The 11,786-nt window shown below is 72.4% G+C and carries 12 protein-coding genes; 8 read left to right on the top strand and 4 right to left on the bottom strand.

The genetic code is table 11. The features are described from left to right. Positions 1 to 11 precede the first annotated feature (11 nt). The gene (locus ACOKGD_RS01505; protein ID WP_342336319.1) at positions 12 to 1,079 is read right to left on the bottom strand and encodes a hypothetical protein; all 1,068 of its coding nucleotides are present in this window, start codon (positions 1,077 to 1,079) and stop codon (positions 12 to 14) included. 99 nt (positions 1,080 to 1,178) lie between these two features. On the opposite strand from ACOKGD_RS01505, the gene ACOKGD_RS01510 reads away from it, so the two are divergent. From ACOKGD_RS01510 to ACOKGD_RS01520, 3 genes are all read left to right on the top strand, one after another. After that, on the top strand, positions 1,179 to 2,558 hold the full coding sequence (locus ACOKGD_RS01510; RefSeq protein ID WP_342336320.1) for an ATP-dependent DNA helicase: 1,380 nt from the start codon (positions 1,179 to 1,181) through the stop codon (positions 2,556 to 2,558). Between the two features lie 104 nt (positions 2,559 to 2,662). Further along, on the top strand, positions 2,663 to 3,946 hold the full coding sequence (locus ACOKGD_RS01515; protein WP_342336321.1) for a serine hydrolase domain-containing protein: 1,284 nt from the start codon (positions 2,663 to 2,665) through the stop codon (positions 3,944 to 3,946). Further along, positions 3,943 to 4,824, top strand: coding sequence for an EamA family transporter (locus ACOKGD_RS01520; protein WP_342336322.1), 882 nt, complete (start codon positions 3,943 to 3,945; stop codon positions 4,822 to 4,824). Before ACOKGD_RS01515 ends, ACOKGD_RS01520 begins: the two co-directional genes overlap by 4 nt. Before the next feature lie 9 nt (positions 4,825 to 4,833). Here ACOKGD_RS01520 and ACOKGD_RS01525 read toward each other — a convergent pair whose 3' ends face one another. Beyond that, positions 4,834 to 5,337 carry a MarR family winged helix-turn-helix transcriptional regulator gene (locus ACOKGD_RS01525; RefSeq protein WP_342336324.1) on the bottom strand — a complete coding sequence of 168 codons (504 nt, stop codon included), beginning with the start codon at positions 5,335 to 5,337 and terminating at the stop codon, positions 4,834 to 4,836. A gap of 40 nt (positions 5,338 to 5,377) precedes the next feature. Here ACOKGD_RS01525 and ACOKGD_RS01530 point away from each other — a divergent pair, with 40 nt between their 5' ends. The 4 genes from ACOKGD_RS01530 to ACOKGD_RS01545 all read left to right on the top strand — a co-directional run bounded on the left by ACOKGD_RS01530 (position 5,378) and on the right by ACOKGD_RS01545 (position 9,970). Then, on the top strand, positions 5,378 to 6,283 hold the full coding sequence (locus tag ACOKGD_RS01530) for an NAD(P)H-dependent flavin oxidoreductase (RefSeq protein ID WP_342336325.1): 906 nt from the start codon (positions 5,378 to 5,380) through the stop codon (positions 6,281 to 6,283). 77 nt (positions 6,284 to 6,360) lie between these two features. Further along, a complete protein-coding gene (locus tag ACOKGD_RS01535) occupies positions 6,361 to 7,887 on the top strand; it encodes an MmgE/PrpD family protein (protein WP_342336326.1) in 1,527 nt (508 codons plus the stop codon). Further along, the gene (gene prpB / locus ACOKGD_RS01540; RefSeq protein ID WP_342336327.1) at positions 7,887 to 8,786 is read left to right on the top strand and encodes a methylisocitrate lyase; all 900 of its coding nucleotides are present in this window, start codon (positions 7,887 to 7,889) and stop codon (positions 8,784 to 8,786) included. Before ACOKGD_RS01535 ends, prpB begins: the two co-directional genes overlap by 1 nt. A gap of 47 nt (positions 8,787 to 8,833) precedes the next feature. Beyond that, entirely contained in the window at positions 8,834 to 9,970 is a 1,137-nt protein-coding gene (locus tag ACOKGD_RS01545) for a bifunctional 2-methylcitrate synthase/citrate synthase (RefSeq protein ID WP_342336328.1), read from the top strand. Between the two features lie 79 nt (positions 9,971 to 10,049). Here ACOKGD_RS01545 and ACOKGD_RS01550 read toward each other — a convergent pair whose 3' ends face one another. After that, a complete protein-coding gene (locus ACOKGD_RS01550) occupies positions 10,050 to 10,385 on the bottom strand; it encodes a DUF7882 family protein (RefSeq protein ID WP_342336330.1) in 336 nt (111 codons plus the stop codon). A gap of 167 nt (positions 10,386 to 10,552) precedes the next feature. On the opposite strand from ACOKGD_RS01550, the gene ACOKGD_RS01555 reads away from it, so the two are divergent. Next, complete coding sequence (locus ACOKGD_RS01555) at positions 10,553 to 11,083, top strand: MarR family winged helix-turn-helix transcriptional regulator (protein WP_342336331.1); 531 nt, start codon at positions 10,553 to 10,555, stop codon at positions 11,081 to 11,083. A 51-nt stretch (positions 11,084 to 11,134) separates the two neighbouring features. Here the strand turns inward: ACOKGD_RS01555 and ACOKGD_RS01560 are convergent, their stop codons facing one another. Continuing rightward, positions 11,135 to 11,734 carry a TetR/AcrR family transcriptional regulator gene (locus ACOKGD_RS01560; protein ID WP_342336333.1) on the bottom strand — a complete coding sequence of 200 codons (600 nt, stop codon included), beginning with the start codon at positions 11,732 to 11,734 and terminating at the stop codon, positions 11,135 to 11,137. Between the last annotated feature and the right edge of the window lie 52 nt (positions 11,735 to 11,786).

Raw genomic sequence — 11,786 nt, forward strand, 5'->3', positions numbered from 1 at the left:
GGGCGAGCGGATCAGCGCAGGGCCGGGCTGCCCACGAGGATCGACGCCGTCCCGTCGGGCAGGATCTCGACGGTGCCGTCGATCACGAACGGCACGTCCTCGCTGAAGCGGTAGACGGACCCGTCGAAGATCGAGCGGACGTCGGCCTCGAGATGCGCGGTGCCGGTGGCGGCCGCGATCTCCCAGAAGGCCCCGGACGGCACGATCTGCACCAGCGGCTGCGAGGTGATCGACCACTCGAGCGTGTCGGGGAGGACGCGATCGTCGATCCGCATGCCGAAGGGGCAGCCGGTGGGCTGCAGCACCTTCTGGGTGGCGCAGGTGCCGAGGAAGCTCGACACCTTCTCGCTCACCACCTCGGTGAACTCCTTCGTGGGGGTGGTCTGGATCTCGAGCGGCACGCTCTTCAGCGCGGCATCGGCCAGCACGTTCACCGGGTCGGCCTCGGCCGTGGCGGTGTCGACGCCGACGGCGTAGAGCCCGGGCGTGAACACGAGCAGCGCCACCGGGTCGAGCGGGTCGGCCGCGGCGCCGTCGGGCGACACCTGGCGCTGGTCGATCGCGAAGCCATTCACCGTGAACTGCCGCGAGCCGCGCAGCGCGACCTCGATCTCGCCGAGCGGGCTGGTCTCGAAGGTCCAGCGCGGGACGAGGCCCTCGGTGCCGGACCGCCGGACGCGGAAGGTGGTCTCGCCGGCGGTGCCGTCGATCGCGTACGTCGCGGTGACCTCGGTGACGCCGCCCGCGCTGCTCTCGCGCACGATCTCGACGTCGGCGAGGTCGTAGGTGAGCACCGCCCGGCGCAGGAGGGCGTCGGAGCTTGTGGCGGGAAGGCCTGCCGCCTCGAGCTCGGTCGTGTCGATGGCGACGCCGGGGATGGCGAGCGCGGCGCCGGCATCGCCGTCGGCGAGGGTGGCGAGGTAGCGCTCGACGAACGCGCTCGGGCCCCAGAACTGTCGGTGCAGCGCCGAGAACCCCGCCCAGATCGCGGCGGCCAGCAGCGCGCCGATGACGGCGAGGAGGATCAGATCGAGGATCGCCCGGCGCCGCGGCGTCGCGCTCGCGGGGGGCTGATCCATTTCGCCAGTCTACGAAAGCGGGCCTCTGCCGATCCTGTGCGCCGCGGATCGTGACCTGCCTGTGCACAGCGCACGATCCGCCCGGGTGCGGATGGGAGGATGGAGGCTATGCCCGCGTTGTCCCCAGAGCAGGAGGAGCTCTTCCGCCTCATCGAGGACACGCGCGAGCACGTCTTCATCACGGGCCGCGCCGGCACCGGCAAGTCGACGCTGCTGAACCACCTGGCGTGGAACACGAAGAAGCAGATCGCCGTGTGCGCGCCCACGGGCGTGGCGGCGCTGAATGTCGAGGGCCAGACGATCCACTCGCTGTTCAAGCTGCCGATCGGGCTGATCGCCGACAGCGACATCGATCAGACCGACGCCACCCGCAAGCTCCTGAACACCATCGACACCCTGGTGATCGACGAGATCTCGATGGTCAACGCCGATCTGATGGACGCGATCGACCGCTCGCTGCGACAGGCCCGCGGGCGTCGCGGCGAGCCGTTCGGCGGCGTGCAGATCGTGATGTTCGGCGATCCCTACCAGCTGGCGCCCGTGCCGCCGCGCGGCGACGAGGCCCGGTACATCCAGGATCACTACCGCTCGTTCTGGTTCTTCGACGCGCACGTCTGGGCGGGCCGCGAGCCCGAGGGCGACGGGCTCATCGAGCTCGGCCGCCACGGCGCCGAGCTGCACATCCGCGAGCTGACCCAGATCCACCGCCAGGCGGACGACGCCTTCAAGGCGATGCTGAACGCCGTGCGGTACGGGCGGGTCACCAAGGAGATCGCCGACATCCTCAACGAGGCGGGCGCGCGCACGCCCCCGGACGACCCCGACGAGCCGGTCATCACCCTCGCCACGCGCAACGATCGCGTCAACGCCATCAACGCCAAGCACCTCGCGCAGCTGCCAGGCCGCGAGCAGACCGCCAAGGCCGAGGTGAGCGGCGACTTCGGCCGCGGCGACATCTACCCGGCCGACGAGGAGCTGAAGCTCAAGGTCGGCGCGCAGGTGATGTTCTTGCGCAACGACGTGGCAGCGGGCGGCGAGCCGCCGCGCTGGGTGAACGGCACGATCGGCACCGTCAGCCGCATCGTCGGCGAGACGGTGCGCGTCGACGTCGACGGCGAGGAGTTCGACGTCGAGCCGGCGGTGTGGGAGAAGCACCGCTACGCCTACGACCCCGTGGGCCGCAAGCTCAGCCGCGAGGTCGTGGCCGAGTTCACGCAGTTCCCCCTGCGCCTGGCGTGGGCCGTGACGATCCACAAGTCGCAGGGCAAGACCTACGATCGCGCCGTCGTCGACCTGGGCGCCGGCGCCTTCGCCCCGGGCCAGACGTACGTCGCGCTCAGCCGGCTCACCTCGCTCGACGGGCTGTATCTGTCGCGTCCGCTGCGCCCGAGCGACATCCGCGTCGACCAGGACGTGCGGCGCTTCATGAAGGCCGTGTGGGAGCAGCGCCAGGCCGCCGCAGCCGCCGCGGCACCCTGATTGGGGATCAGGGTCGGATCAGGGGCAGGGCTCCCCGTTCGGGCGTTCGGCGCGGGCACGCACGCCATAGACTCTGGAGACGAATGTGTGAAGGCGGGGGTCTCATGCGGGTGAACGGTCGGCTACGACGTGCAGCGGCGGGCCTGGCGATGGCGGCGGCGCTCACCGTCGTTGTGAGCGGGTGCACCGCCGAGCCCCGGGCCGAGGCCCAGACTCCCGCGCAGGTCACGGGCGACCTGCCGGCCGACACGGTCTCGGCGCTGCAGGCCGCCGTCGAGCAGGCCATGGCCGCCGCGGGCGCCCCCGGCGCGATCGTCGGCGTATGGGCCCCCTGGGCCGGCGCGTGGGTGACCGGGCTCGGCGAGACGGCTCCCGGCAGCGGCGAGGCCGTCACGACCGACATGGCCTTCCGCGCCACCACGATGACGCGCCCCATGATCTGCGACGTCCTCTACGGCCTCGTCGACGACGGCGTGGTCGAGCTCGACGACCCCGTCTCGAAGTGGGTGCCGAGCTCGCCCGACCTCGACAAGGTCACGCTGCGACACCTGTGCGACAACGTCTCGGGTCTCTCGCCCTCGCAGGGGTACCTCCTGCCGAGCGAGCTGCGCACGCCGCGACGGGTGTGGAACCCGCGCGAGGTCGCCGCCGCGGGCCTCGGCCGGCCCTCCACCGAGCCGGGCGTCGCCGTGACGCTCTCCGACACCGGATTCATCCTGCTCGGCCTCGCCCTGCAGAACGCCACCAACGAGACGCCCGCCGCCCTCATCAAGCGGTACGTGGCCGACCCGCTGGGGCTGCAGCGCACGCGGCTTCCCGGCGGCGCCGCCGGGGCGCCCGGATCGCCGGCGCTTCCCGGGTTCCGCTCGGACGCCGACGACATCGCGGCCGGCTGCGCCGCGCCCGCCGAGTACACCGAGATCTCGGCCACCTACGCCTCGACCGACGGCGGTGTGGTGTCGACCATCAGCGAGCTCGGCGTCTACGCCCAGTCCCTCGCGGCCCGCGTGAAGGACGACTCGGGTGACGTCGACCCGCGCTGGGGCGCCGCCAAGCCCGTCGACCCGGCCGCGGACTCGTGGAACCAGTACGCCGGCGGCACCTACCTCGCCGGGCCCCTCGTGGGCGAGCAGGGCTCGCTGCCGGGGTACATGACCAGCGCCTACGCCGACACCGACAGCGGCCTCGCCGTCGCCGTTGTGCTCAACAACTCGGCGGCCAGCGCCTCGATCGCCGGCAACCTGGCGAAGGAGCTCGCCTCGATCGTCTCGAAGGCGCCCGCGCGGGCGGGCGAGAAGGCTCCCGCCTCCGGCCTGCCGTGGTCCGCCGAGGACCAGGCGGCGCGCATCCTCGCCAGCGCGATCTGCCCGGTCGACACCGCCGAGTGAGCCCCGACCGCGCCTCGTCGGGGCCGGCCGTCGGTCTCGTCGCGCTCGGCCTCGTGTGTCAGGAGGTGGGCGCGGCCATCGCTGTGCTGCTGTTCCCGCACACCGGCCCGCTCGGCATGGTGATGCTGAGGCTGTTGTTCTCGGCCGCGATCCTGCTCGCCCTCGCACGGCCGTCCGTGCGCGGTCGCACCCGCGGCCAGTGGTGGGCCGTCGCCCGCCTCGGCCTCGCCCTGGCCGTGATGAACGCCTTCTTCTACCTGGCGCTCGAGCGCCTCGCCCTGGGCGTCACGGTGACGATCGAGGTGCTGGGGCCGCTCGCCCTGTCGATCCTGGTGGCGCGCAGCCGCACCGCGTGGCTGTGGGCAGGGCTCGCCCTCGCCGGCGTGCTCGCGCTGGGCGGCGGCGGCTGGGATCGCCTCGACCCGGTCGGCGTGCTCTTCGCGCTGGGGGCCGCCGTGTCGTGGGCGGCGTACATCCGCAGCCAGGCCGCGGTGGGGCGCCTGTTCCCCGCGGGGCGGGGTCTGGGGCTCGAGGGTCTGGCCCTCGCGATGACGATCGGAGCCCTCGTCTCGCTGCCGTTCGGCCTCCTGACCGCCGGTCCCGCGCTGCTCCGGATCGACCTGCTCGCGCTCGGCGCGGCCGTCGCGATCCTGTCGTCGACAGTCCCGTACGCGCTCGAGCTCATGGCCCTGCGTCGGCTGAGCGAGTCGGCGTTCGGCATCCTGATGAGCCTCGCGCCCGCCACCGCCGCCCTCGCGGGCTGGGTGCTGCTCGGTCAGCACCTGACGTGGCTCGAGATCCTGGGGCTCGGCCTCGTGGTCTGCGCGAGCGCCGGTGCCGTGTGGGTCTCGCGTCGCCGCGAGGAGCCGGTGGCCTGAGCGGCGGCCTCAGCCGCGCTCGGTGCTCGCGAGGATGCCGAGCAGGCGCGCCAGCGTGGCCTGATCGCCCGGCGTGAACTGGGCGAGCTCGGCCGCCTCGCGCAGCGCCAGCGCGGTCATGGCCGCGTCGGCGCGCTCGGCGCCCTCGGGCCGCAGGCGCACCAGCACCGCGCGGCCGTCGGTCGGGTGCGGGCGGCGCTCGACGAGCCCGCGCTCGAGCAGCTTGTCGATCCGGTTGGTCATCGCCGCGCTGCCGATCATCGTCGCGGTCACCAGCTGCATGGGGGTGAGCTCGTGCGGCGGCTCCTCGCGGCGCAGGGCGGCGAGCACGTCGAACTCCCACGTGGTCAGCCCGGCCCCGCTGAAGGCCTCGGTGCGCAGCCGGGCGAGCCGGTTGGCGGCGCGGCGCAGGCGCGACATCACGTCCAGAGGTGTGAGGTCGACGTCGGGCAGTCGGCGCGACCAGGCGTCGATCAGCAGATCGACTTCATCGTCGCGATCGGCGGTCGTCATAGTCCGACCGTACCGCCGCCGGAGGTGCGAGCATGGCACCATGTCCCACCCCGCGCGCGCCCTGCCCTTCGATGTCCGCGTTCCGATCGTCAACGCCCCCATGGGCGGCGTCGCGGGAGGGGCGCTCGCCGCGGCCGTGACGCAGGCGGGCGGGCTCGGCATGATCGGCCAGGGCAGCGCGGGCAGCGAGGCCTCGCTCTCGGCGCAGCTCGCCCTCGTGCCCGAGGGTGTGCGCGTCGGAATCGGCGTGGTCGACTGGGTCGTGCGACGGGAGCCCGCGCTGCTGGAACGGGCCCTGGACGCCGACCCCGTGCTGCTGACGGTCGGCTTCGGCGAGGATCTCGGGTGGATCCGCCGTGCGCAGGATCGCGGGATCCTCACGGCGGTGCAGGTGTTCGACGCCGCCGGGGGAGCCGCGGCGGACGCGGCCGGCGCCGACGTGATCGTCGTGCGCGGCCGGGAGGCCGGCGGTCACGGCCGGCACCTCGTCGATCGCGACGTGCTGCTGGACGAGGTGCTCGCGCTCACGGAACGTCCGGTGCTTGCCGCCGGGGCGATCTCCACGGCCGAGGACGTGCGTCGCGCCCTCGCGCGCGGCGCGAGCGGCGCGTGGGTGGGCACGGCGTTCACAACGGCGGTCGAGGCGCTGTCCTCGCGGGGCTCGCGCGACGCGCTGCTGGCGGCCGGGCCGGACGACACGATCCTCTCGAGCGTTTTCGACCAGGCGGCCGGCTGGGGCTGGCCCGCCGACATCCCCGAGCGGGTGATCGCCAACGACTTCACCCGTCGACACGCTGACGGCCGCTCCGCCGAGGCGCGCGCCGAGTTCACGGCGGCCGGCGCGGCCGACGACCCCCGGGGCATGTCCATCAACGCCGGGCTGGGCGTGGGGCACCTCCGGGCGGAGCTGCCCGCGGCCGAGGTGCTCGCCGCGCTCGCGCCCTAGACGCCGCCGAGGCCCGGCGGGCCCCCGGCCACGTAGGCTCGATCCGGACGCCCTTTCTCACGCCGGAGGCTTCGACGATGACCACCCTGCACCCCGTTCGCACCTATCGCAGCGAGGAGCCCCTCCCGCGCGAGGAGCAGCTCGCCTGGAAGATCGCGCAGGTCGCCGTCGACCCGGTCGAGGTAGAGCCCGCCGTGATCGACATGGTCATCAATCGCGTCATCGACAACGCGGCCGTGGCCGCGGCCTCGCTCACGCGCACGCCGCCCAGCGCGGCGCGGGCCCAGGCGCTCGACCACCCCGCCTCGCGCAACGGCGCCGGGGCGTCCGTCTTCGGCGTGCCCTCCGATGTCACCACCAGCCCCGAGTGGGCGGCCTGGGCGAACGGCGTGGCGGTGCGCGAGCTCGACTATCACGACACCTTCCTCGCGGCCGACTACTCGCACCCCGGCGACAACATCCCACCGATCCTCGCCGTCGCCCAGCACGTGGGCGCCGACGGCGCGGCCCTCGTGCGCGGCATCGCCACGGGCTACGAGATCCAGGTCGATCTCGTGCGCGCGATCAGCCTGCACAAGCACAAGATCGACCACGTCGCCCACCTCGGCCCGTCGGCCGCGGCCGGCATCGGCACGCTGCTCGGGCTCGACGCCGACACGATCTACCAGGCCGTCGGCCAGGCCCTGCACACCACCACGGCCACGCGGCAGTCGCGCAAGGGCGAGATCTCGACGTGGAAGGCGCACGCCCCGGCCTTCGCCGGCAAGCTCGCGGTGGAGGCGGTCGATCGCGCGATGCGCGGGGAGACCTCGCCGAGCCCGATCTACGAGGGCGAGGACGGCGTGATCGCCTGGCTGCTCGACGGCCCCGAGGGGCGCTACGAGGTGCCGCTGCCCGCGACGGGCGAGCCCAAGCGCGGCATCCTCGACACGTACACGAAGGAGCACTCGGCCGAGTACCAGGCGCAGGCCTGGATCGACCTCGCCCGCCGGCTCGGCACCGCCCGGCCCGAGCTGCGCGACCCCGCCAACGTGGCATCGATCGTGCTGCACACCAGCCACCACACTCACTACGTGATCGGGTCGGGGGCGAACGACCCGCAGAAGTACGACCCGACCGCCTCGCGCGAGACGCTCGACCACTCGATCCCGTACATCTTCGCCGTCGCGCTGCAGGACGGCGGCTGGCACCACGTCGCGTCCTACGCCCCCGAGCGTGCGGCCCGCCCCGACACGGTCGCGCTGTGGCACACGGTCACCACGGCCGAGGACCCGGAGTGGACCCGCCGCTATCACTCCGAGGATCCGGACGAGAAGGCCTTCGGCGGACGGGTGGTGATCACGCTGACCGACGGGTCGGAGATCGTCGACGAGATCGCGGTGGCCGATGCGCACCCGCTCGGGGCCCGCCCGTTCGCCCGTGCCGACTACGTCGCGAAGTTCCGCCTGCTGGCCGAGCCGGTGCTCGCGCCGGAGGAGATCGAGCGCTTCCTCGACCTCGCCCAGCGCCTGCCGGACCTCACGGCCGACGAGGTGCGCGAGCTCAACATCGTGGCCGAGCCCGGGGTGCTCGAGGGCGCCCCCGCCCCGAAGGGCCTGTTCTGATGCTGAACTCGACGACCGCCCCGCACGAGAAGCGCCGCCTGTTCCGTGAGCGGCTCGCCACCGGCGAACTGCTGCGGTTCCCCGGCGCTTTCAACCCGCTCTCGGCGCGGCTGATCGAGCGCAAGGGGTTCGAGGGCGTCTACATCTCGGGCGCGGTGCTGTCGGCCGACCTGGGCCTGCCCGACATCGGCCTCACGACCCTCACCGAGGTCGCGGGCCGCGGCGCCCAGATCGCCCGCATGACCGACCTGCCGGCGCTGATCGATGCCGACACCGGGTTCGGCGAGCCCATGAACGTCGCCCGCACGATCCAGACCCTCGAGGACGCCGGCGTGGCCGGCGCGCACATCGAGGATCAGATCAACCCCAAGCGGTGCGGTCACCTCGACGGCAAGGCCGTCGTCGACGAGGCGACCGCGCTGAAGCGCATCCGCGCCGCGGTCGAGGCGCGCCGCGATCCGAACTTCCTCGTGATGGCGCGCACGGACATCCGGGCCATCGAGGGGCTGGACGCCGCGGTCGACCGGGCGAAGGCCCTCGTCGACGCCGGCGCCGATGCGATCTTCCCCGAGGCGATGCGCACCCTCGACGAGTTCGCGGCCATCCGCGCGGCCGTCGACGTGCCGATCCTGGCCAACATGACCGAGTTCGGGAAGTCCGAGCTGTTCTCGGTCGACCAGCTGCGAGACGTCGGCGTCAACATCGTCATCTGGCCCGTGTCGCTGCTGCGGATCGCCATGGGCGCGGCCGAGCGCGCCCTCGACACGATCGTCGGCGAGGGGCACCTGACCTCGAAGCTCGGCGAGATGCAGCACCGCGCCGACCTCTACGACCTCATTGACTACGAGGGCTACAGCGCCTTCGACTCCGGCATCTTCGACTTCGACGTCCGGAAGTAAGCACACAGCGGATCCGATCCGATCCCCACCGCGCAAAGGAGCACGCCATGACGGACGCAGACATCAAGAAGGGCCTCGCGGGGGTCGTTGTCGACCAGACCTCGATCTCGAAGGTGAACCCCGAGACGAACAGCCTGCTGTATCGCGGCTACCCCGTGCAGGAGCTGGCCGCCACGCAGCCGTTCGAGGCCGTCGCGCACCTGCTGTGGCATGGCGAGCTGCCGACCGCCGACGAGCTGGCGGCCCTGCGCGAGACCGAGCGCGCGCATCGCGCCCTCGCACCCGAGGTGAAGGCCGTGATCGACCTGCTGCCGACCGAGGCCCACCCGATGGACGAGGTGCGCACCGCCGTGAGCGCCCTGGGGGCCGCCGCGCTGGCGGGGTCGGGCAACGTGCTGGCCGCGGGCGGCTCGGCCGAGCAGAACCTCGAGCGGAGCCTGCGCCTGTTCGCTCAGCTGCCGGCGATCGTGGCCTACGGGCAGCGCCGCCGCCGCGGCCAGGAGCTCGTGGAGCCGCGGGCCGACCTCGACTACTCGGCGAACTTCCTCTGGATGACGTTCGGCGAGGAGCCGGATCCGATCGTCGTCGACGCCTTCAACCGGTCGATGATCCTCTACGCCGAGCACTCGTTCAACGCCTCGACCTTCACCGCGCGCGTGGTGACCTCGACCTTGAGCGACCTGTACTCGGCGGTCACCGCCGCGATCGGCGCCCTGAAGGGGCCGCTGCACGGCGGCGCGAACGAGGCCGTGATGCACATCTTCGACGAGATCGGATCGGCGGATCGCGTCGCGCCCTGGCTGGATGACGCCCTCGCGAGCAAGCGCAAGATCATGGGCTTCGGTCACCGCGTCTACAAGCACGGCGACTCGCGGGTCCCGACCATGGAGGCGGCTCTCGTCGACCTGGTGGACCACTACGGTCGCCACGACGTGATGGATCTCTACTCGGCCCTCGAGAACGAGTTCGTCGCGCGGAAGGGGATCTACCCCAACCTCGACTACCCCTCGGGGCCGGCCTACAACCTCATCGGCTTCGACACCCTGACGTTCACGCCGCTGTTCGTCGCGGCCCGGGTCGCCGGCTGGACCGCGCACATCCTCGAGCAGGCCGCCGCGAACGCGCTCATCCGGCCGCTGTCCGCCTACGTCGGCGCCGACGAGCGGCACGTGCCGGTCGACTGACGCTCATCACACCGCCTCCCCGCGGGTGAGGCGCCGACGTAGGCGCCCCCGCGGGGAGAGCACGGAGAAGTGAGAGGGGTCAGGCCGCGCGCCGCGCGCCGCCCTGCATCGCCCGGAGGGTCGGGGCGACGTCGGTGCTGAGATCCATGCCGCGGATCGAGGCGGCCGCGTGGGCGAGATCCTCGAGCAGCTTGCCATCGACGGGGATCTCCTCGTCCGACTCGCACACGAAGCGCAGCGGGATCGACGACTGCACCCAGACGGTCTCGCGGCCGGTGCCGGAGGGACGCTTCCACGTCATCACGAACGACTCCCCGCGGCGGAGCTTGGTGATCGCCACCAGCTGCACGTGGGTGAGAAGAGCGTCATCGACCTCGATCGCCTGCTCGGTCGATCCGTAGAACAGCTGTCCCATCTCGTCCTCCTCGCTCGTGCCGCACCGCGCGAATCGCGGTTCCCGAAGGGGTGGCTGATTGTTAGTGACTCTAATAGTAAGGTTGCCTAATTATCAAGCGACGCGGCGCGTCGCGGCGGCGCCGCCGCCTGGGAGGACCGGGAAAGCGGGCAAGTATGCTCACCGAGATGGCAGAGCCGACGCAGGGCGAGAACTCCGGGTACTGGTACCCGGACGCTGAGGGCGCCACGACCGTCGACGTCCTCAACCTGCTCCGGCGGTATCGGACCGCCGAGACGGCGATGCGCGCGCGCACCCGATCGTCGATGCGCATGAACGAGACCGACCTCCTGGCGCTGCGCTTCCTGCTGCGCGAGCAGCGGGCGGGGAGGCCCGTGAGGCCGGCCGATCTGGCCGATCACCTCCACATCGCCCGCGCGTCCGTCACGGCGCTCGTCGACCGCCTCGTGCGCGACGACCACGCGACCCGCGTCCCGCACCCCACCGACCGACGAACGCTGATCATCGTCCCGACGGCGCACAGCGACGAAGAGGTCCGCGCCACGCTCGGCCCGATGCATCAGCGCATGCTGCGCATCGTCGACGGCCTGACCGAGGCCGAGCGCACGGTGGTCGCGCGGTTCCTCGCGGGCATGGCCGCCGCCGTCGAGGAGGCCGCCGACGACCCGGACGCCGCCGACGGCGATCCGCACGCCTGAGGACTCGCCTGGCCGCGGCGTCCCGCCGCCCGGTGCCCGGGGGTGCCGCGCTCAGCGCGGGTCGGCCTCGTATGCGGCCCAGCCGGTGTCGAGCAGGTCGAACACGGCGCCGAGTGCGCCGGCCGGATCCGGCGCGGTGAACACCAGCGACTGCGACTGCACCACGAAGCGCGCGTAGGCCCGCACCTGCGGGGTCGGCTCGTCGAGCCCGAGCTCGGCGGCGATCGCGTCGGCGAGGGCGTCGCCGTGGCGCAGCCACATCTTCTGCGCGTAGTCGCTGAGCGCGGGGGTGGCGGTGACCAGATCCATGAACTGGCGCGGGCCGTCGCCGTGGTGTTCGTCGATCGCCTCTCGGACGCCCGTCTCGAACAGGGCGCGCAGGGCCTGCGAGATCGAGGTGCCGGGATGGCGGTCGCGCACGGCACGCAGCAGCAGCTCGCGCTGGGCCTCGTCCTCGTCGAAGACGAGCGCCTCCTTCTGCGGGAAATGCGCGAACACCGTCGTGGGGGAGACATCGGCCACGTCGGCGATCTCCCGGATGCTGACCGCGTCGAACCCGCGGTCGAGGAACATCCGCGTCGCCGCGTCCGAGATCGCCTTGCGGGTCGCGGCCTTCTTGCGCTCCCGGCGTCCGATCGCCTCATCGCTCATGCCGCGAGTCTAGTGGTCCTGATCGGAAACTGTATTGACACCGAAACTGGTA

It is taken from the genome of Microbacterium phosphatis (genome assembly GCF_049177115.1).
Taxonomy (GTDB): Bacteria; Actinomycetota; Actinomycetes; order Actinomycetales; family Microbacteriaceae; genus Microbacterium; species Microbacterium phosphatis.